The 20,024-nt window shown below is 42.2% G+C and carries 21 protein-coding genes; 2 read left to right on the top strand and 19 right to left on the bottom strand.

Annotation, left to right across the window (positions count from 1 at the left end; genetic code table 11):
* Nucleotides 1–322 precede the first annotated feature (322 nt).
* The 18 genes from nagZ to yceD all read right to left on the bottom strand — a co-directional run bounded on the left by nagZ (nucleotide 323) and on the right by yceD (nucleotide 14,295).
* Entirely contained in the window at nucleotides 323–1,342 is a 1,020-nt protein-coding gene (nagZ, locus tag M1F17_RS09360) for a beta-N-acetylhexosaminidase (protein WP_094960434.1), read from the bottom strand.
* Between the two features lie 64 nt (nucleotides 1,343–1,406).
* Nucleotides 1,407–2,279: a phosphotransferase gene (locus tag M1F17_RS09355; RefSeq protein WP_094960432.1), complete on the bottom strand. Its 873-nt coding sequence runs from the start codon at nucleotides 2,277–2,279 to the stop codon at nucleotides 1,407–1,409.
* Nucleotides 2,272–2,850 carry a penicillin-binding protein activator LpoB gene (gene lpoB / locus M1F17_RS09350; protein ID WP_004253278.1) on the bottom strand — a complete coding sequence of 193 codons (579 nt, stop codon included), beginning with the start codon at nucleotides 2,848–2,850 and terminating at the stop codon, nucleotides 2,272–2,274. Before lpoB ends, M1F17_RS09355 begins: the two co-directional genes overlap by 8 nt.
* A 2-nt stretch (nucleotides 2,851–2,852) precedes the next feature.
* Nucleotides 2,853–3,245: a YcfL family protein gene (locus tag M1F17_RS09345; RefSeq protein ID WP_094960431.1), complete on the bottom strand. Its 393-nt coding sequence runs from the start codon at nucleotides 3,243–3,245 to the stop codon at nucleotides 2,853–2,855.
* Nucleotides 3,246–3,258: 13 nt separating this feature from the next.
* Complete coding sequence (hinT, locus tag M1F17_RS09340) at nucleotides 3,259–3,609, bottom strand: purine nucleoside phosphoramidase (protein WP_036957623.1); 351 nt, start codon at nucleotides 3,607–3,609, stop codon at nucleotides 3,259–3,261.
* 40 nt (nucleotides 3,610–3,649) lie between these two features.
* Nucleotides 3,650–4,441, bottom strand: a complete 792-nt coding sequence (locus M1F17_RS09335) for a metal-dependent hydrolase (protein WP_004253269.1) — start codon at nucleotides 4,439–4,441, stop codon at nucleotides 3,650–3,652.
* A gap of 12 nt (nucleotides 4,442–4,453) precedes the next feature.
* Nucleotides 4,454–5,446, bottom strand: a complete 993-nt coding sequence (gene holB / locus M1F17_RS09330; protein ID WP_094960430.1) for a DNA polymerase III subunit delta' — start codon at nucleotides 5,444–5,446, stop codon at nucleotides 4,454–4,456.
* A gap of 24 nt (nucleotides 5,447–5,470) precedes the next feature.
* Nucleotides 5,471–6,100, bottom strand: a complete 630-nt coding sequence (tmk, locus tag M1F17_RS09325) for a dTMP kinase (RefSeq protein ID WP_094960429.1) — start codon at nucleotides 6,098–6,100, stop codon at nucleotides 5,471–5,473.
* Nucleotides 6,101–6,105: 5 nt separating this feature from the next.
* Nucleotides 6,106–7,128 (bottom strand): endolytic transglycosylase MltG, encoded by a 1,023-nt coding sequence (mltG, locus tag M1F17_RS09320; RefSeq protein ID WP_094960428.1) that lies wholly within the window; start codon nucleotides 7,126–7,128, stop codon nucleotides 6,106–6,108.
* 52 nt (nucleotides 7,129–7,180) lie between these two features.
* The gene (gene pabC, locus M1F17_RS09315; RefSeq protein WP_144140197.1) at nucleotides 7,181–8,011 is read right to left on the bottom strand and encodes an aminodeoxychorismate lyase; all 831 of its coding nucleotides are present in this window, start codon (nucleotides 8,009–8,011) and stop codon (nucleotides 7,181–7,183) included.
* A gap of 150 nt (nucleotides 8,012–8,161) precedes the next feature.
* Entirely contained in the window at nucleotides 8,162–9,412 is a 1,251-nt protein-coding gene (gene fabF / locus M1F17_RS09310; protein WP_071585850.1) for a beta-ketoacyl-ACP synthase II, read from the bottom strand.
* Nucleotides 9,413–9,489: 77 nt separating this feature from the next.
* Complete coding sequence (gene acpP / locus M1F17_RS09305) at nucleotides 9,490–9,726, bottom strand: acyl carrier protein (RefSeq protein WP_004253236.1); 237 nt, start codon at nucleotides 9,724–9,726, stop codon at nucleotides 9,490–9,492.
* Nucleotides 9,727–9,881: 155 nt separating this feature from the next.
* Complete coding sequence (gene fabG, locus M1F17_RS09300) at nucleotides 9,882–10,616, bottom strand: 3-oxoacyl-ACP reductase FabG (RefSeq protein ID WP_094960426.1); 735 nt, start codon at nucleotides 10,614–10,616, stop codon at nucleotides 9,882–9,884.
* 7 nt (nucleotides 10,617–10,623) lie between these two features.
* A complete protein-coding gene (gene fabD / locus M1F17_RS09295; RefSeq protein WP_094960425.1) occupies nucleotides 10,624–11,556 on the bottom strand; it encodes an ACP S-malonyltransferase in 933 nt (310 codons plus the stop codon).
* Nucleotides 11,557–11,574: 18 nt separating this feature from the next.
* A complete protein-coding gene (locus M1F17_RS09290; protein ID WP_094960620.1) occupies nucleotides 11,575–12,525 on the bottom strand; it encodes a beta-ketoacyl-ACP synthase III in 951 nt (316 codons plus the stop codon).
* Between the two features lie 9 nt (nucleotides 12,526–12,534).
* Nucleotides 12,535–13,575, bottom strand: coding sequence for a phosphate acyltransferase PlsX (gene plsX, locus M1F17_RS09285; RefSeq protein WP_094960424.1), 1,041 nt, complete (start codon nucleotides 13,573–13,575; stop codon nucleotides 12,535–12,537).
* A gap of 12 nt (nucleotides 13,576–13,587) precedes the next feature.
* Nucleotides 13,588–13,758, bottom strand: coding sequence for a 50S ribosomal protein L32 (gene rpmF / locus M1F17_RS09280; protein WP_004253223.1), 171 nt, complete (start codon nucleotides 13,756–13,758; stop codon nucleotides 13,588–13,590).
* A gap of 12 nt (nucleotides 13,759–13,770) precedes the next feature.
* Complete coding sequence (gene yceD, locus M1F17_RS09275) at nucleotides 13,771–14,295, bottom strand: 23S rRNA accumulation protein YceD (RefSeq protein WP_004253206.1); 525 nt, start codon at nucleotides 14,293–14,295, stop codon at nucleotides 13,771–13,773.
* A 143-nt stretch (nucleotides 14,296–14,438) separates the two neighbouring features.
* Between yceD and M1F17_RS09270 the strand changes: the two genes are divergently transcribed.
* Nucleotides 14,439–15,026 carry a Maf family protein gene (locus tag M1F17_RS09270; protein ID WP_094960423.1) on the top strand — a complete coding sequence of 196 codons (588 nt, stop codon included), beginning with the start codon at nucleotides 14,439–14,441 and terminating at the stop codon, nucleotides 15,024–15,026.
* A 42-nt stretch (nucleotides 15,027–15,068) separates the two neighbouring features.
* On the opposite strand, the gene rluC is transcribed toward M1F17_RS09270, so the two are convergent.
* Nucleotides 15,069–16,028, bottom strand: a complete 960-nt coding sequence (gene rluC / locus M1F17_RS09265; RefSeq protein WP_112308293.1) for a 23S rRNA pseudouridine(955/2504/2580) synthase RluC — start codon at nucleotides 16,026–16,028, stop codon at nucleotides 15,069–15,071.
* A 543-nt stretch (nucleotides 16,029–16,571) separates the two neighbouring features.
* On the opposite strand from rluC, the gene rne reads away from it, so the two are divergent.
* Nucleotides 16,572–19,850 (top strand): ribonuclease E, encoded by a 3,279-nt coding sequence (rne, locus tag M1F17_RS09260; RefSeq protein ID WP_166184462.1) that lies wholly within the window; start codon nucleotides 16,572–16,574, stop codon nucleotides 19,848–19,850.
* The last annotated feature ends 174 nt before the right edge of the window (nucleotides 19,851–20,024 follow it).

Raw genomic sequence — 20,024 nt, 5'->3', positions numbered from 1 at the left:
AATTAAACTCAAAATATAATTACCAACAAATAAAACAATCAATATTTCTATTTTATTTTTTCAAAAATGAAACATAACACTAATGAGATTAATAAAAACCTTCTAATTATTTTTAATAGTGAAATAAGTATTAGTTCATTTTTATCAAATATAGTCGAAAAGAACATTTGGATTAACTGTAAAAAACAAGAAAGTTACGGGTAACTTTTACCACAAGTCATAATTTTATTATTTTATTCATGCAAAGCAATTTGTCTTTTTTGCGTACTTATGCAAAAAAGCCAGTAATAAATTACTGGCCTTTCAGATGTACTAGAAATTATTAGCGATGTTCTTGCCAGCGCTCATGCAAATCAACGAGTTGACGATGGCTATTTTTCCAACGCTCAACTGCTTGCAACTCTGTTAAACTATATTGTCGGCCGCTATGATATAGCTTAGAAGCTTGGCTATCATATTGTTTCGGTAAGTTATCTAAGACGCTGACTGCACCTTCACGATTATTACAGACTAAAATCATGTCGCATCCCGCATTCAACGATGCTTGGGCTCTCTCAGGATAACTTCCCATCACCGCAGCGCCTTCCATCGATAAATCATCAGAGAAAATGACACCATGAAAACCAAGTTGCTCTCGCAATACTGATTTTAACCAAAATGGTGAACCGCTCGCAGGGCGATCATCAGCTTGGGTATAAATAACATGAGCAGGCATAACTGCATCGAGTAGCTCTCGTTGTATAAAGTCTTTAAAAATCAACATATCTTTACCACGAATTTTCTCCAAGGAGCGGTCATCCCGTGGTGTTTCTTTATGTGAATCAGCTTTCACTGCACCATGACCAGGAAAGTGTTTCCCTGTCGTTTTCATACCCGCACTGCGCATACCTTTAATAAAACGTTCTGCCATGACCATCGCAATTTCTGGATCTTCGTGGAATGAGCGTTCGCCTATCGCAATACTTTGATGGCCAAGATCCAAAACAGGTGCAAAACTAATATCAATATCCATAGCTATCATCTCTGATGCCATTAACCAACCCGCCTCTTCAGCAAGTTTAGCACCATCGATTTCACTATTGAGTGCTGCAAATGCCTGAGCAGAAGGCAATGCGGTGAAACCATCACGGAAACGTTGTACTCGACCACCTTCTTGGTCAACAGCTATCAACAACCGGTGTCTTGATGCATCACGAATTTGGCGGACAAGCTCTCGTAATTGGGCTGCGTCATGAAAGTTACGGGTAAACAGTATTAACCCCCCCACGGATGGGTGAGCTAATATTTCGCGCTCTTCGTTGTCCAATTCATAACCCTGAACATCTAGCATTATAGGGCCCATAACATGCCTCACTTATTAAACTAATTGTCTTAATCCGATACTGTTTTCTGATAGCCTTTGGCTATCAACCTATTAAACCAAAATATTGCCGTAATAATTGTGAGTGTACCAAAAAGTCAATTGACTGGCTTTCATTCCACTGCACTTCATACCACATTAATGTCATATATTTTACCCAAGGTGCCCATGATTGACAGCTTTTCGCCAATTGCTGTTTGTCTCGATAAGCACCGTGAACATCACAATATTGCCTCAAGAAAAAATCTCGCTGAATGTCTGTCAGACCATTAAATTGGAAATAGGTTTCTAAAGAGAATGCGATATCTGTATTTGCCGCATACTCCCAATCCAATAGCATTAGCTGCCCTGTTGATGTGCATATAATATTCTTTGCATGAATATCCATATGGGCAGGCGCGAGTTTCAGCATTTTTGGGAAAGAGGCAGAGATAAAATGGCGATGGAGTTTTTTCCAGCGAGGTGATAACCGTTTTTTATCAATTAAATAGCCGTAATGAGATATTTCATTGCGGAGTTGTAAATGATACCCCAGCAGTGGAGCACAATGTAATTGTGTGACTATATTTGCAAGCTCACACTGGTAACTGGGCAACAAAAAAGTATTGTTATCAGGGTGTTGCCCTTCACACCACCCTAATAATAACCATTGTGAATTCCGACCAATCACTTGAGGTGTAAATGAATAAGCGCGTAATTGCTGCAATATCCGCGCTTCTTTCTTTCGGTCAACATACAAAGCAGTTTGTGCATTTCCATCTGCACGCGCTATCAGCTTCACTTCGCGAGCAGGTAGAAAATATTCCACCAAATAACTTCCCCCCGACAGCCCTGTTAGTGAGGATATTTTCCAATCACGTACAGAGATTGTAGGAAAATGTGTCACTAACAGTCGAAAAAGTGACTGCTGGTTACTCAATATTGTGCTTTCCAGTCCAAACAATTTCACCCGTTTGCACATCCATCAACTGCATTTCAAGGCTTCTTTCTTTATTTGAACCTGACATCACGCTGTAAATCACATACTCCGCTTGGACATAGCGGCCTAACCCTATCGCTTTGCTACGGGTGACTAAGCTGTCTTCTTGTGATAAACCGAGTGTTTTACGTGCGGAACTCACCACACTGGCGGGAACCACTTTAAAACGATTGGTGTTCTCAACCGCGGTTGTCATAACTGATGTTACAGTTTGCACCGGTATTGAACCATTCGTGTTATTTTTCACTGAATCAACTAACAGTACTTTTCCGTTTTCGACCCCATCCGCACTGGCCATTTGGTTAACTAAAGGTGTAATGGAAGCGGACCAATCTGTTGTTTGTTGCTTTGGTGGAGTTGGAACAACATCAACGGGTGGCGGAGTCACTTCTGGTTGTTTTTCCGGCTCTACTGGCACAATTGGGGGTTGTGTACCTGGTTGTTGAGGTGGATATGAAGGGCACCCAGCCAAAATTAATGTCGCGGCAGCAACCATTAAGATGCGTTTCATTATTATTCTCCGGCCTTTGGCGATAAAAATACATGAACACGTACATTTGTTGCACGTGGAGAAGAAGTCACAGCACGAACTTTCACATCAGAATTTGCTGCGATTTGCTGATACAAGGTATTCGATGTTTCTACGTTTAATCCTTGCTTATCATACCAGTATAAACGATAAGCAATATTCACCACTTTAGGCTGTGAATTACTCATGTTAATAGTAGCGATAGTTTGATGATTTTCACTACCTATCACTGGGTTTTCGACAATGACCCCTTGTGCAAGTACTGCGGGCTCCATAATGATGCGCTGTTGCTCATTAAAAACCAGCCCTTGTGTTTTCTTAAATATGCAACCACTTAGCAACACAGTTACCAAAGCAAGTAATGCAATACGGTTCATTGCCGATCCCTTATTATTTCGCCAATAGCGGCCCTAATGGGCGACCACCCACTAGATGCATGTGGATATGAAACACTTCTTGCCCTGAATGTTCATTGCAGTTCATGATTAAACGGTAGCCATTTTCTGCAATACCTTCTTCTTTGGCTATTTTCGCTGCAACAGTAAACAAACGACCTAATGCAAGTTCGTCATCCACAGTAACATCATTGACAGTTGGAATTAATTTATTAGGAATAATAAGAATATGAGAAGGTGCTTGTGGCGAAATGTCACGAAATGCGGTGACAAGTTCATCTTGGTAAACCACGTCTGCTGGGATCTCGCGACGGATAATTTTACTGAAAATCGTTTCTTCTGCCATTTCAATTTCCTTAGTCATTTAATCGTTCTAGTGAACTAATTTATACGTTATTTGTGCCAACATTTAAATGAAACAAACGATTGAAGTTTTGTGTCGTGATTTCAGCGAGTTGCTCAACACTAACCCCCTTTAGCACCGCCATATACTCAATAACATCCCGGACGTACGCGGGTTGGTTTTCCCTCCCACGATGAGGAACAGGAGCCAAATATGGCGAGTCAGTTTCGACTAAAATTCGGTCTAAAGGAACAACACGGGCGGCTTCTCTAATTTGCTCTGCGTTACGAAATGTGACGATCCCTGAAAATGAGATATACATACCTAAATCGAGTAGTTCAACAGCCGTATCTTTATCTTCAGTAAAGCAGTGTAATACCCCGCCACAGTCCATCACATTTTCTTCGCGTAGAATAGATAAGGTGTCTTCTCGTGCCGCACGAGTATGCACAATGACGGGTTTATTGACTTCACGACCTATGCGAATGTGCTGACGAAAAGACTCTTGCTGCAACGCGGCATTTTCTTGCTGATAATAGTAATCCAGCCCAGTTTCTCCTAGCGCAACAACCTCATTTCCTGCTGCTAATTGTGCGAGTCGTGCGAAATCATATCCTTCGTCTAAATTGAGAGGATGAATACCACATGAAAAAGCAATATTGTCACGCATACCAATCATTTTTTTCATGCTTTCAAAACCGTGCAACGTTGTAGCAACAGCTAACATGAAGCGGACATCACGGGCCGAAGCCTTTGCGATAACATCGTCGACATTCGTATGTAATTTTTCATAATCTAAACAGTCGAGATGACAGTGTGAATCAACAACAAACATATTTAACTCTTTTTAAAATGTAGGGAGAGACAACGAAGCTTCCCATTGTAATAATTGATTTGTCAGAATCAGTTCCTGATTCAGTGCAGGAACTGTCAGTAATTGATGGCGGCAATATAACCACTTATCATACATATTTATTAACTGTGTTCGATTCATAGCACCAGCTAATTGCAGAACTTGAGATTGCTGATCTTGGTTGATGCAAAAAGCCCCAGCCCCTTGTTGAATTTTAATAGCATCCGCCAATAAGCTAAGTAGCCAATTTAAGGCATCAGGCGCTTCATCAATATTCAAACTAGGCAGCAAACTCAACATGTCCCCCGTTTGCAATGCATGGCCTAAACTATGGCATAGTGCATTACGTTTTTGCCAGCGTTGTTCATCCAATAAGGCTAGCGCAGAAAGTGGCGCACCTTGGCATATTTTTAATGCCGTTATCGCATTCTCAACAGCAATACCCGGCTTTTGCTTTTGCAACCAGTAAAGTGCTATTTGTGGATCGGGAGCAGGTAAGAAATGACTTAGGCAACGGCTGCGAATGGTCGCAAGCAAATTCTCTTGTTTATCACTTCCAAGTAAAAAGTAAGTATCCTTTGCTGGCTCTTCCAATGTTTTCAATAACGCATTAGCTGCTGCATCTGTCAATGCTTCAACCTGTGGAATATACACCACTTTGTTGCCGCCTTGTTGAGCATGGCGACTCAAGGTTTCAATCAATTTTCTAACCGCATCAACACTAACAGTAGACTTCCCTTTTTCTACTTCAATAATATGATAGTCAGGATGATTACCCGCGAGCATCAAACGACAGCTGTGGCATTGCCCACAGCTTTTTAGCCCGTCTCTTTCTTGGCAAATAAGCCAACGACTAATTCCATAGCATAGTGCTTGTGCCCCATTTCCCGGTATTGAGTGAAGCAGTAACGCGTGGTGGCCTCGACCGCTTTGGTACGCAGTAATGATTTGTCGGTAAGGTTCATTTAACCAAGGATACCAATTCATGGGATTAATACCTTATGTGGTTTATCAAGCACGCACTAACCATTGCGTCAACGTTTGGCGAATATCTTGCTGTACTTGCTCAATATTTTGGCTGGCATCAATAGTGAGTATCGTTTCATCACCCGCAGCCAGCTCAAGATAACGGCTGCGTGTTCTTTCGAAAAAGGCTAACGATTCTTTTTCAATTCTATCTAACTCACCCCGTGACCTTGCACGTTGTAAACCTAATTCAGGAGGTAAATCAAGGTATAAGGTTAATGAAGGTTTGAAATCGCCCAACACTAAGTCACGTAATGATTGCATCAAATGACGATCAATTTCACGCCCCCCCCCCTGATAAGCTTGGGAAGATAAATCATGACGGTCACCGACCACCCATTTGCCGGCCGCTAATGCAGGTTGGATCACCGTATCAACCAGTTGTACACGGGCTGCATATAACATCAGCAATTCAGCCTTATCCGTGACTTTATCACCTGCAATACCTTGCTTTATCAGCTCACGGAGTTTCTCTGCCAATGGCGTTCCACCAGGCTCGCGGGTAAAGACAATATCTGTGATCCCTGCTTGGTTCAACGTTTCCACAACCGTATTGATTGCAGTTGTTTTACCAGCGCCTTCGAGTCCTTCAATAACAATAAATTGGTTTTTCATTTTTATCAGTTTTGCTGTTCAAATTGGCGGTAAACTTTAACGGCACGATTGTGGTCGTTTAGATTACGACTAAAAGTATGCCCACCTTTACCATCTGCGACAAAGAATATGTAATCCGTTTTAGCCGGATGTGCGGCAGCCTTTAACGATGCAAGGCTCGGCATTGCAATCGGTGTTGGTGGCAAACCATCAATCTTATAAGTATTGTATGGTGTGTAATTATCTAAATCACTACGATAAATTTTACCACGATACTTTTCACCTAACCCATAGATGACGGTTGGGTCGGTTTGTAGACGCATATTTTTCTTTAAACGGTTAACAAATACGGATGCAACCTGGGCTCTTTCACTATCAATACCGGTTTCTTTTTCAATAATCGAAGCCATAATAAGCATTTCATAGGCATTCTTATAGGGTAAATCTCTATCACGCCCTTTCCACTCTTCATCAAGGCTGTTTTGCATACGTTTATAAGCACGTTTTAAAATTTCAGCGTCTGTTGTCCCCGCTGTGTATAAATAGGTATCAGGATATAGCCACCCTTCTAAAGTCCCTTCTCCGTTAAACCCAATCAGGGCATGCAGTTCTGTCGGGGTTAAGTTGGTAGTTTTATGCTCTAAGTAAGGAGCATCACGTAAAATATTACCCCAATCACTTAAACGGTTACCTTCAATAAAACGGATCGAAAATTGTGCTTCTTTACCACTTACAATTAATTGTAGTAGTTGTTCCACATTCATACCCGGTTGCAGGCGGTAAGTTCCTGCTTTTAGCTGAGCCAGTTCAGGCCGTAGTTTGAGTAACCATTGAAATTCATTCCCTTTTTCAAGAATGTTATCTTCTATAAGTAACCCTTCAAATACGACACGCCCAGTTCCCGCAGGTACTGTGAAGATTTTTTCTTGTGTGATATTGATAGGCGTTTTGGCATAGTCCAGTACTTGACGATATTGCCAATAGACCGCGACTGCGACAATAGCAGCCAAGGTAACGGCAATTAGAATAATTTTTTTGGCTAATTTCATTTATTGACCATTTCAATGCGTGTGTTGGTAACAATTAATTCATTTATAAAAACTAAATTTTGCAACGCAAAAATAGATACTCAAACAGCTCACGAGACGCAAATTGTAATGGTGGAAGTTGTTTATCCATTTGAATACTTTGTACCGGTAAAACTGGCATCAGCGCATTACAAATAACCACTTCATCACAATGAGTTAAGACGTTAGCAAAGCGTTCCACCTGTTGAAGATGGTACTGGCTATCTTGTAACAGTGATATTATCTTTTGTCTCATTAATCCATTCACACCACTATGAGATAAAACTGGGGTATACACTGTTTGACCAATTCGCCAGAAAACATTAGCACTACAGCATTCAACAATAATACCGTCGGTGTCTAGCACAATAGCTTCATCTGCATTAAGTTCATCAACCTCTTGCTTAATAAGGACTTGTTCTAAGCGGTTGAGGTGTTTCATCCCTGCTAGCAATGGGTTACGAGCCAATAGAATTTGGCTGAGAACGAGGTTAGCCCCTTTGCACTGTAATTGGACATAATTATTCGGGAAAGGAGAAACGCTGACTATCACCGTCGGCGAGGTAAAACCTTTAGAGCTATATCCTCTACCACCAGCACCGCGACTAATAATCACTTTGACCACAAATTCGTCTTGAGTCTGTTCTGCACAAACCTGCTTTAGATGCTCTGCCAACCATTCCCAATCTGGCTGAGCAATTTTCAATCTTTGGCTATCGTGCTTTAACCGAGCAATATGCTCATTTAACATTTTAGCTTGCTGATTAACGCCATGTATGGTCGTAAAGCAGCCGTCCCCAAAAGAGACTGCGCGATCAGTAACACTTATTTGCTGGCAAAGCTGCCCATTAACCCAATATGACATTGATAATACTTATAATAAAAGCTGATAAATCAGACAGTAATCAAGTGGGATTATCATAAACTAAAGCGAAGAACTGTGCAAAGAACTGGGCAAAATAAAGCCCCAGCCACAATACGTGACTAGGGCTAATGACTAACGGTAATAGATTAATTATTCGCCGTGATAACGACGGAAAATTAATGAACCGTTGGTGCCACCAAAACCAAACGAGTTACACAGAGCATACTCCATGTTATCCACTTTACGTGCTTCACCTGGAACAAAATCCAGTTTGCACGCTTCATCTGGGTTATCCAAATTAATGGTAGGTGGAACAATTTGATCGCACAATGCCAAAATAGTGAAGATTGACTCAATAGCACCTGCAGCACCAAGTAAGTGCCCAGTCATTGATTTAGTTGAGCTGACTAATACATCTGTGCCCTCACCAAATACATTAACGACTGCTTGCGCTTCTGCTAAATCGCCTGCAGGAGTTGAAGTACCGTGAGCATTGATATACCCCACGTCACTCGCTTTGATTCCTGCGTCATTTAGTGCATTTTCCATTGCAAGTGCTGCACCCGCACCATTTTCAGGTGGTGATGTCATATGGTAAGCATCACTGCTCATCCCAAAACCTGCAATTTCAGCATAAATTTTTGCACCGCGTGCTTTCGCATGTTCATATTCTTCAAGAATAATGATACCTGCGCCATCTCCCAGAACAAAACCATCACGGTCTTTATCCCATGGGCGACTTGCCGCTTGCGGGTCATCGTTGCGAGTCGATAATGCACGCGCTGCACCGAAACCAGCCACACCAAGTGGTGTAGTCGCTTTTTCAGCGCCGCCTGCAACCATTACATCGGCGTCACCATAAGCAATCATACGAGCTGCATGACCAATATTATGCACACCTGATGTACAGGCAGTTGCAATTGAAATACTTGGACCACGGAAACCGTACATAATGCTTAAATGACCAGCCACCATATTAATGATGGTCGATGGTACGAAGAATGGACTTACCTTACGAGGCCCACCGTGCAGTAATGACTCACAGTTGTCCTGAATTAAGCCTAACCCACCAATACCAGAACCAATCGCTGCACCAATTCGAGTAGCATTGGCTTCTGTTACTTCCAATCCAGCATCTTTAAAGGCTTGAAAGCCAGCAGCGATACCATATTGGATGAATGGATCCATTTTCTTTGCATCTTTACGAGAGATGCCAAATTCTTCGTAATTGAAATCTTTTACTAAGCCAGCAAATTTAGTTGCGTGGTTAGTAGTATCAAAATGATCGATTAGGCTGATACCACTCTGTCCGTCACAAACAGCTTTCCATGATGACTCAACTGTGTTGCCGACAGGAGATAACATGCCCAGTCCGGTTACGACTACACGACGCTTAGACACGTATTTCCTCCAAGGAGGGAAAAGTTACAAAAGGAACATAGGCGATCGAGTGATCGCCTAGATAAGTTTTCGTACAATTATTTAGATGCGTTCTCGACGTAGTCAATCGCAGCCTGTACTGTTGTGATCTTTTCAGCTTCTTCGTCAGGGATTTCGCAATCGAACTCTTCTTCCAGAGCCATAACTAGCTCAACTGTGTCAAGAGAATCAGCGCCCAAGTCATCAACAAATGAAGCTGTATTTACAACTTCTTCCTCTTTAACACCCAGTTGTTCAACGATGATTTTCTTAACGCGTTCTTCGATAGTGCTCATACTATTAAAATTCCTATCAAAACTCGCTTTCGCGATGGTTTTCGTAGTTTATGAAATACAGGAAAAGATACAACCCAATCCCGGCTGTTGGAACTATTATTTTGCATTATTTAGCGTTAGATAACATTAAAAATGCAAATAGTTCCATCATTTCTTTAGATCATGTACATGCCACCATTGACATGCAATGTTTCACCTGTGATGTAAGCAGCTTCATCAGAAGCTAAAAACGCTACAGCACTGGCAATTTCTTGTGCATCACCCAGTCTATCCGCAGGAACCTGAGATAAAATGCCTGCACGCTGTTCATCTGTCAATGCTTTAGTCATATCAGTTTCGATAAAACCAGGTGCAACGACGTTGACAGTAATACCACGAGAAGCGACTTCACGAGCCAATGATTTGCTAAAACCAATTAACCCTGCTTTCGCTGCTGCATAGTTAGTTTGCCCCGCATTTCCCATCACACCGACAACGGATGCAATTGAAATAATACGTCCACAACGTTTTTTCATCATGGCACGCAAAACGGATTTAGACAAACGGTAAACGGATGAAAGATTGGTGTCAATAATATCTTGCCATTCATCTTCTTTCATACGCATCAATAGGTTATCACGAGTGATACCTGCATTATTAATCAAAATATCAATTTCACCAAATTCTTCGCGGATTTTGGTCAAAGTTTCTTCGATTGATGCTGCATCAGTCACGTTTAATGCTAAACCTTTACCTCTGCCATCAAGATAAGCGGTAATGGCTTCTGCGCCTTTTTCGCTGGTTGCTGTCCCGATAACAGTAGCACCACGAGCAATTAATGTTAAAGCAATCGCTTTACCAATTCCACGACTCGCGCCTGTTACCAGTGCAATTTTTCCTTCAAAGCTCATGTCGTCCTCAGCTATTTTCTAAAGCAGTGCTTAATGATACAGGATCATTGACTGCGACGGCAGTTAAATTAGAGACAATTCGCTTGGTAAGACCAGTTAATACTTTCCCTGGACCTACTTCAATAAGATGTTCAACACCTTGATCTGCCATTAATTCTACTGTTTCCGTCCAGCGTACTGGATTATACAGTTGACGGACTAAAGCATCACGAATATTTTGTGCCGATTTCTCAATTTTAACATCAACATTGTTAATAACTGGATAGTCTGGCTCACAAAAATCAATTTTTTCTAACGCTTCGGCTAATTTATCAGCAGCTGGCTTCATTAATGCACAATGAGAAGGGACGCTAACAGATAATGGTAATGCGCGTTTTGCACCCGCTTCTTTACATGCGATACCCGCACGTTCGACTGCCGCTTTTTCACCCGCAATGACGACTTGGCCTGGTGAATTAAAATTAACTGGTGAAACCACTTGGCCTTGAGCGGCTTCTTGGCAAGCTTTTTCAATTGATTCATTATCTAAACCAATAATGGCATACATCGCACCAGTTCCTTCAGGAACGGCTTCTTGCATGAGTTTTCCGCGCAATTCAACCAGTTTAATCGCTTGTTTGAAGTCGATAACACCCGCACAAACTAAAGCAGAATACTCACCAAGGCTGTGACCTGCCATCATCATTGGCATTGCGCCATTTTTGTCTTTCCAAACACGGAAAATAGCCACAGAAGCTGCCAATAACGCAGGCTGTGTTTGCCATGTTTTGTTTAATTCTTCTTCTGGCCCATTTTGTACTAACGCCCAGAGATCGTAACCCAATGCTTCCGATGCTTCAGCGAATGTTTGCTCAACCAGCTGATTTTCTTCAGCTAGTGCCGCTAACATACCTAAAGACTGAGAACCCTGTCCGGGAAATACCATAGCAAATTGTGTCATGTCTATTTTCTCAGTTAATTAAAAACGAACCAATGCAGAGCCCCAAGTGAAACCACCACCAAAGGCTTCTAAAAGCACAAGTTGACCACGCTGAATACGGCCATCACGCACCGCTTCATCCAACGCTGTAGGAACTGATGCTGCAGAAGTATTACCGTGACGGTCTAATGTGACAACAACTTTATCCATCGTCATATCTAATTTTTTCGCCGTCGCAGAAATAATTCTTAAATTTGCTTGATGTGGAACTAGCCAATCAAGTTCTTCTTTGGCAATGCCGCTCTGTGCTAATGTTTCATCAACAATATGCGCTAATTCACGCACTGCAACTTTAAAGACTTCATTACCTGTCATGGTCAAATAGGCAGGGTCTTCAGAGCAACGGCTACGATTAGGTAATGTGAGTAAATCACCATAACGGCCATCTGCATGTAAATGCGTCGAAATGATACCCGGCTCTTCAGATTCGCCAATAACCACAGCCCCTGCCGCATCGCCAAATAAAATAATTGTGCCACGGTCTTCGGGATCTAATGTTTTAGATAATGCATCTGCACCAATAACTAATGCTTTTTTAGTCATGCCCGTTTTAACGAATTGATCAGCAATACTAATCGCATAAGTAAAACCTGCACATGCAGCTGCGACATCAAATGCCGCACAATCTTGAATACCAAGCATTTGTTGGATTTGGCAAGCTGCACTAGGGAAAGCGTGAGTTGCTGATGTGGTTGCGACGATAATTAAACCAATGTCTGTTGCATCGACTTGTGCCATGTCCAGCGCATTTTTGGCCGCATGAAAACCCATCACTGAAACACTTTCTTCTTCGTTAGCAATTCTTCTTTCATGTATGCCAGTGCGTGTCACAATCCACTCATCAGAAGTATCAACCATTTTTTCCAGATCAGCATTGGTACGTACTTGTGCTGGTAAGTAGCTGCCTGTTCCTAAGATTTTACTGTACATAGCCATAGGTTATTGATCACTCCTGGGTAAAACAATATTTAGTCGCGCTGTTATTCTTTCTGGGACTTGTTTTTCAACAGCTTGTACTGCGCGGTCAATAGCCGCTTTAAAAGCGCCTTCATTCGCTGCACCGTGACTCTTGATGACAATACCTTTTAATCCTAACAGAGTCGCACCATTATACTGGTCGGGGTTCATGTCCCCAAAACGTTTCATTAAACGTTTTTTTAACCATTTTTTCGCCAGTTGCATAAACCAACTGCTTTTTTTATGTTGATCGCCGGTCGATTTTATCAATGAAAGGATGACGCGTATTACACCTTCCATTGTCTTCAATGAGACATTACCTGCGAAGCCGTCACACACTAACACATCGGTTTTACCTGTCAGTAACTCGTTACCTTCTACATAACCAATGTAGTTAATTGATGTCGTTTCTTTTAATATTGAGGCGGCTTCGCGGATATTATCCAACCCTTTACTCTCTTCTTCGCCAATATTCAGTAACGCAACTCTCGGTTTAGAAATGTTAACCACTTCTTCAGCCATCACGGAACCCATTACGGCAAATTGGACTAGCATATCACTACTACAGTTAACATTAGCGCCTAAATCTAGCACTACTGTTTGACTTTTTTGCTGATTAGGTAGGATTGTCATTAGCGCTGGGCGCTCAATCCCCTCTATAGACTTTAGCATTAATTTCGCTAAGCCCATCAGCGCACCCGTATTCCCCGCACTCACGCACGCTTGTGCCTGCCCTGTCTTCACTAACTCTAAAGCCACTCGCATCGACGTTCCTTTGCTTTGCCTTATCGCGTTTGATGGTTTTGCATCGTTTGCGATAATGCCGTCAGCAGGAATAATTTCGACGCGCGAAATTAGCTCAGCACTTTGTTGTGCAAGCAAAGGTTGAATGGCTTCGGGTTGACCGACAAGCAGTAATTTGAGTGCTGGATTAGATGCCAGTGCCTGCAATGCAGCAGGCACCGTGACGCGGGGACCAACATCCCCGCCCATAGCATCTAACGCGATGGTTAGATTAGCCAAGGTAACAACAAATTACTTGTTGATAACCTTACGGCCACGGTAGTAACCATCTGCAGTCACATGGTGACGCAGGTGAGTTTCACCGGAAGTTTTATCTACAGAAACTAGGGTAGCAGTCAGTGCATCATGTGAACGACGCATACCGCGTTTTGAACGAGTTGGTTTATTCTGTTGTACGGCCATTGACCTTACTCCTTAAGTACTTTTCTTTAAACTGGCTAATACGGCAAATGGGTTTGGTTTTTCTGCCTCAGGAGGCAGTTCACCATACACCATGTCCGCTTCGGACACTTCACAGTGTTCAGAATCATGAACCGGAACCACTGGTAAGGATAGAATTATTTCATCTTCTATCATTCCCAGCAAATCTATTTCACCAAATTCATCAATTTGAATCGGTTCATAGAGCTCCGGTAATGCTTCGGCCTTTTCGTCATTGACGACAGGACTAAAACAATACGATACGTAGACATGATGTTTGAAATCAGTTCTGCAACGTTGGCATTGTAAGGTGACATCCACTTGGGATTTCCCCTCGATGACAGTCAAACGCTGATTATCAATTTTAAATGATAATTCGGTTTCTACATCACTATCTACACTGACTACTGATTCGGCAATTCGTGTAACTTGCTCAGATGTATAACTCCCAACATAGTCGAGGTTTTTCTGAGCTGCACGCTGCGCATCGATAGTCAGGGGTAATTTTACCTTTTGCATAAGGCGCGCATATTAACTTTGTAATGAGCTATAGTCAAAGAAAAAGGCGGGGTAAACTCGCCTTTTCACCAAAAAACCGTAGGTTTTACGTTTTATAGTTTAAAATGAGTTAACCCTTTTGGCTACGAGTTTCGAGAAAAATCATGAAATCGATTATTTTGGCGTCAACTTCACCATACCGGCAAGCCCTACTAAAAAAACTGGGATTGCCTTTTTTAGCAGTGGCTCCCAATATTGATGAATCGCCCATATTGAATGAGTCCGCTCAGGCTTTAGTCATGCGTTTATCTCATGAAAAGGCCAACGCACTCTTTGCTAAATACCCTCAGCACCTGATTATTGGTTCTGACCAAGTCTGTGTAATTGGAAATAAAATTATGGGCAAACCGCATAATTTTGATAATGCCTTTCAACAGCTTAAATCTGCGTCAGGCAATAAGGTCACTTTTTATACTGGCCTATGTTTACTCGATACTGAAACAGGTAAGTTTAATGTCGAGTGTGAATTGTTTCACGTTCATTTTAGATCACTATCTGACGCCGAAATAACTAATTACTTACTTAAAGATGAGCCTTATCAATGTGCTGGAAGTTTTAAATCAGAGGGATTAGGGATTAGCTTATTTGAACGTTTGGAAGGGCGTGACCCCAATACGTTAGTGGGGCTTCCACTTATTCTATTACTTGAAATGTTACGACAACACCAAGTTAGCCCATTGTTTGATAATTAATCAGTTAACTGGCAGGAAATACCTGCCAGTTAATTAAATGACCTACTTTTCTGCTTTACGACTACGTAATATTTTTAGGCAGTGATTCAATTGGTTATCTAATGGAGCTTGCAAACGCATCTCTTCACCCGTTTTAGGGTGTGTAAATTTCAGTGCGCTCGCATGCAAAAATAAGCGGTTTAAACCTGTTCCGGCCAGTTGGCTATCAAATTGCTTATCACCATAACGGTCATCAAATGCAATAGGATGCCCTGCATAGAGAGTATGCACACGAATCTGATGCGTACGCCCTGTGACAGGGCTCGCTTTTATTAAAGTTGCATTATCAAAACGCTCTTCCACTTTAAAGCGTGTCTCTGATGGCTTCCCTTCGCTGCTCACTTTCACGACACGTTCACCACTTTGTAGAATATTTTTCAGTAAAGGAGCTTGAACAACTTTCATGTGGGACTGCCAATTACCTCTTACGAGTGCTAAATAATCTTTTTGCATTTGTTTCAAACGCAGTTGTTCATGTAGCGCTCGGAGTGCTGAGCGTTTTTTGGCCACCAATAAAATACCTGATGTGTCTCTATCAAGACGATGAACCAATTCAAGGAAACGCGCTTCGGGTCGCAAAGCTCTCAGGCCTTCGATAACACCAAAGCTTAAACCACTTCCACCATGAACGGCTGTGCCAGATGGTTTATTCAGAACTAAGAGAACGTCATCTTCAAATAAAATGCAATTTGCTAATGCAGCGACCTTATCCAGTTTAGCTGAAACCTGCGCAGTTTCCCGTTCAGCAACCCTAACGGGAGGAACGCGGACTTGGTCCCCTTCGACTAATTTATACTCAGGCTTTATCCGCCCCTTGTTAACACGCACTTCCCCTTTGCGGATAATGCGATAAATCATACTTTTTGGTACACCTTTAAGTTTAGTGAGCAAAAAGTTATCGATACGTTGCCCAGCTTCGTCATCGCTGATGTCAATAAATTGAACTTGATTTTGTGTATTCATTCGGGAATGCGTTAACTCTAATTGATTAAAATATGCTCTTATTCGCTTTCCCTATCATACCGACTCCACAAAATTTTTTATCTTTTTTTTTAATTTGGTTATTTTCTGCATGATTTATCCTATTTCTAAATAAAATTTCCATATAACTTCCGTATCGACTTGCTATAATGCCTATGGCAATGGAATAATATGAAGTTGCTAAGATGTTTAAAAAACGAAAGTTAACGTTTTATAGGATTTCTTATTTGATGGCGTAACAGTGCAGCAATGGCGTAAGACATTTAGCAACATCAAATAAATTAGCGAGCAACGAATTTTGGCTTATTGGGTTAGGAACTTCCGTTTTCTTTAATAACATACGGCATCCTGATTAAGAACGCTGAATTTTTAATCTAAAAATCAGGTTCACCGAATACTGCGCGTCTCTATACGAACGACTGCCGCGAGGCAGACGGTTTTGTAAAAATCACGAGGCCATCGGTTTACAGTAGCTCTTTCTTTCGCTGCTCTTTATTTAAAAGAAAATAATGAGTAAGTAATAACATGAAAAGAATGCTAATAAACGCAACTCAACAGGAAGAGTTGCGTGTTGCCCTTGTTGACGGGCAACGTCTCTATGATTTGGATATTGAAAGTCCCGGTCATGAGCAAAAAAAGGCCAATATTTACAAAGGTAAAATCACTCGTATCGAACCTAGTCTTGAAGCTGCTTTTGTTGACTATGGCGCTGAAAGACACGGTTTCCTTCCTATCAAAGAAATCGCTCGTGAATACTTCCCAAGCAACTATCACTCCCAAGGCCGTCCTAACATTAAAGATGTGTTAAAAGAAGGCCAAGAAGTTATCGTTCAAGTGGATAAAGAAGAGCGTGGAAATAAAGGTGCCGCATTAACCACCTTCATTAGCTTGGCAGGAAGTTACCTCGTTTTAATGCCAAATAACCCACGTGCGGGAGGCATTTCACGTCGTATCGAAGGCGAAGACCGCACTGAGCTAAAAGAAGCGCTGTCTTCTTTACAAATTCCAGATGGCATGGGCTTAATCGTTCGCACCGCGGGTGTGGGTAAATCTGCAGAATCACTGCAACAAGATTTGCTTTACCGTTTACGTCACTGGGAAGCGATTCAAAAAGCCGCTGAAAACCGCCCTGCACCTTTCTTAATCCACCAAGAAAGTAACGTTATTGTTCGTGCATTCCGTGATTATCTACGCCCAGATATCGGTGAGATCCTAATAGATAACCCGAAAGTTGTCGAAATGGCACGCAACCATATCGAAGCTATCGGTCGTGGTGATTTTGCAAGCAAAATCAAACACTATAGTGGCGATGTTCCACTTTTTAGCCACTACCAAATTGAATCACAAATCGAATCTGCGTTCCAACGCGAAGTTCGTTTGCCATCAGGTGGTGCATTAGTTATTGATACCACTGAAGCTCTGACCGCTATCGATATCAACTCCTCACGTTCAACACGTGGTGGCGATATCGAAGAAACTGCGTTCAATACTAACTTAGAAGCGGCTGATGAAATTGCACGTCAATTACGTCTACGTGACCTAGGTGGTTTGATTGTTATCGATTTTATCGATATGACGCCAGTTAGGCATCAACGTGAAGTAGAAAACCGCTTACGTGAAGCTGTACGCCAAGACCGTGCTCGCATTCAAATTGCACGCATCTCTCGTTTTGGTTTATTAGAAATGTCACGTCAGCGCTTGAGCCCATCGTTAGGTGAATCCAGCCATCACGTGTGTCCTCGCTGTTCAGGAACGGGAACCATTCGTGATAACGAATCACTTTCCCTGTCTGTTCTTCGCCTTATCGAAGAAGAGGCACTGAAAGAAAATACTCACGAAGTGCATGCCATTGTTCCTGTACAAATTGCATCTTACCTATTGAATGAAAAGCGTAAAGCCGTTAGTGATATCGAACAACGCCAAAGCCATGTTCGCGTTGTGATTGTCCCTAATGACCAAATGCAAACGCCTCACTTCCATGTGATCCGCATTCGTAAAGGTGAAGAGGTAAATACTTTAAGCTATAACTTAGCTCAATATCACGAAACCGTCACTTTGACACAAAGTGACGAGACTACCGCTGAGCGCAAAATCCCTGAGCAACCTGCAATTTCAGCTTTTGCACTGCAAGAGCCTGTAGACATGTCTACAGTGAAGCCAAAAGAAACTGCAACAAAAGCACCAGTAAAATCAGTGGCAACTGAACCTGCATCCCCAGGTTTGTTCAGCAAAATTGCGGCTTTCTTCAAGAACCTATTTGGTGAAGAAGAAAAAGTGGTTGAGAAACCAGCGCCGAAAAACCGCAATAATAATGACCGCCGCCGTAACAATGATCGTCGCAATAATAATCGCCGTAATAATAATCGTCGTGATCGCGATGAAAATGAAACACGCGATAATCGTGACAACCGTGATAATCGCAATAACCGTAATACGTCATCGGATGATGCGAACACTCGTAATAAAGGCCGTAATAATAAAAATACGAGCCAGCAAGATGAGCAAGCAACTGAGTCTAACAATCGTGACAACCAGCAGCAACGTCGCGAACAACGTGCTGAGCGTCGTCGTCGCCAAGACGAAAAACGTCAACAGCAAGTGGCCAAAACTCAACAAGATGCTCAGCAAAGTCATGTCGAAGATGCGGTGGAAAAGGAAGAAGAACAACGTCCGGTTGCCCCACGTCGTCAACGTCGCCAATTAGCACAAAAAATCCGTGTTACTGATAGCGAGCAAATCATTACTCCTGTTGAAACGGCACCTGAAGTAACCACTGAGCCAGTTGCAGCATTACCTGCACCAACGGTATCTGTGAACCAAACTGAAGGTGAAGTACAAACTGAAGAGCGTCAAGAAGCCGTGGCTCAAGTTGATGGTGAAGAAAAACAAGACACCATCATTCCACGCCGTTCTCGTCGTTCACCTCGTCACTTGCGTGTCAGTGGTCAACGTCGTCGTCGCTACCGTGATGAGCGCCATTTAACTAAATCACCAATGCCATTAATCGCTGCCGTTGCCTCACCAGAGCTTGCGTCTGGCAAAGTATTTATTCATTACCCGATTGCTCAGCCTCAACAAGAAAGCATGGCAATCATCACCAATGAAGAAATGCTTGAACAACAAAGTGTTAATGAAGCTTCTGTAGCTGAAACCTCAAATGTTACCGCGTCACAAAGCCACGTAATTGTCTCTCCAGTCGTGGCTGAAGAGGTTAAACACGAGGTACAAGACACCGCTACAGAAATGGTTAATGTAGAAGAAACCCCATTAGTTAACGAAGCAACAGTTGTTGAACGCATTGTCGAACCAACTCCAGTTGTTGTCGAAGAGAAAACTGATGTTTCGCAAGAAATTGAAACCGTCGAAGCTGTAAAAGAGACTGTAGAAATAGTGGCTGAAGTTATTGAGCCACAGGTTGAAATAGCTCAAACAGAAGTAGTTGAAAGCGTTTCTATTGCGGACGAACAAACAACGCCTGTTATTGTCAATGAAGTCGTTGAAGAAATACAACTTCCTCAAGTTTCTGTCACGGCATCAGCCGAGGTAGTCAGTGTCGAGGAAGTTATCGAACCTGTTGCCGTAGCTGAACCAGCAACGGTAGCAAGCAGCCCAGCGGTCAGCTTACATAAACGTCATGCTTATTCTCCAATGACAAAAGCGCCCGCACCTGCAAGTGCTGCTGCACCATTTGAGATCACTGAGTATCAGCGTGAAGCCTCAACCTTTGAAGGTAAAGGCGGCGCAGGTGGTCATGTTGCTTCAAACGTAGCAACCTCTGCAATGGCAAAACCATCTAGTCACTAAAACTAAATAGTTTTAAAACACAGAAGCCTTGATAGGAAACTATCAAGGCTTTTTTATTACAATACATTTCATGAATAATAAATTTTTTAATTAAAAAAAACTCATCATCTCGCCAGTTTTTTACATTGAGCTCTCAACGAATTTGTGTTTGTATTGCTGTGTTTATACACAGTT

It is taken from the genome of Providencia sp. PROV073 (assembly GCF_033688125.1).
GTDB classification, from domain to species: Bacteria; Pseudomonadota; Gammaproteobacteria; order Enterobacterales; family Enterobacteriaceae; genus Providencia; species Providencia hangzhouensis.
This window is presented reverse-complemented; position numbering and strand designations above follow the sequence as displayed.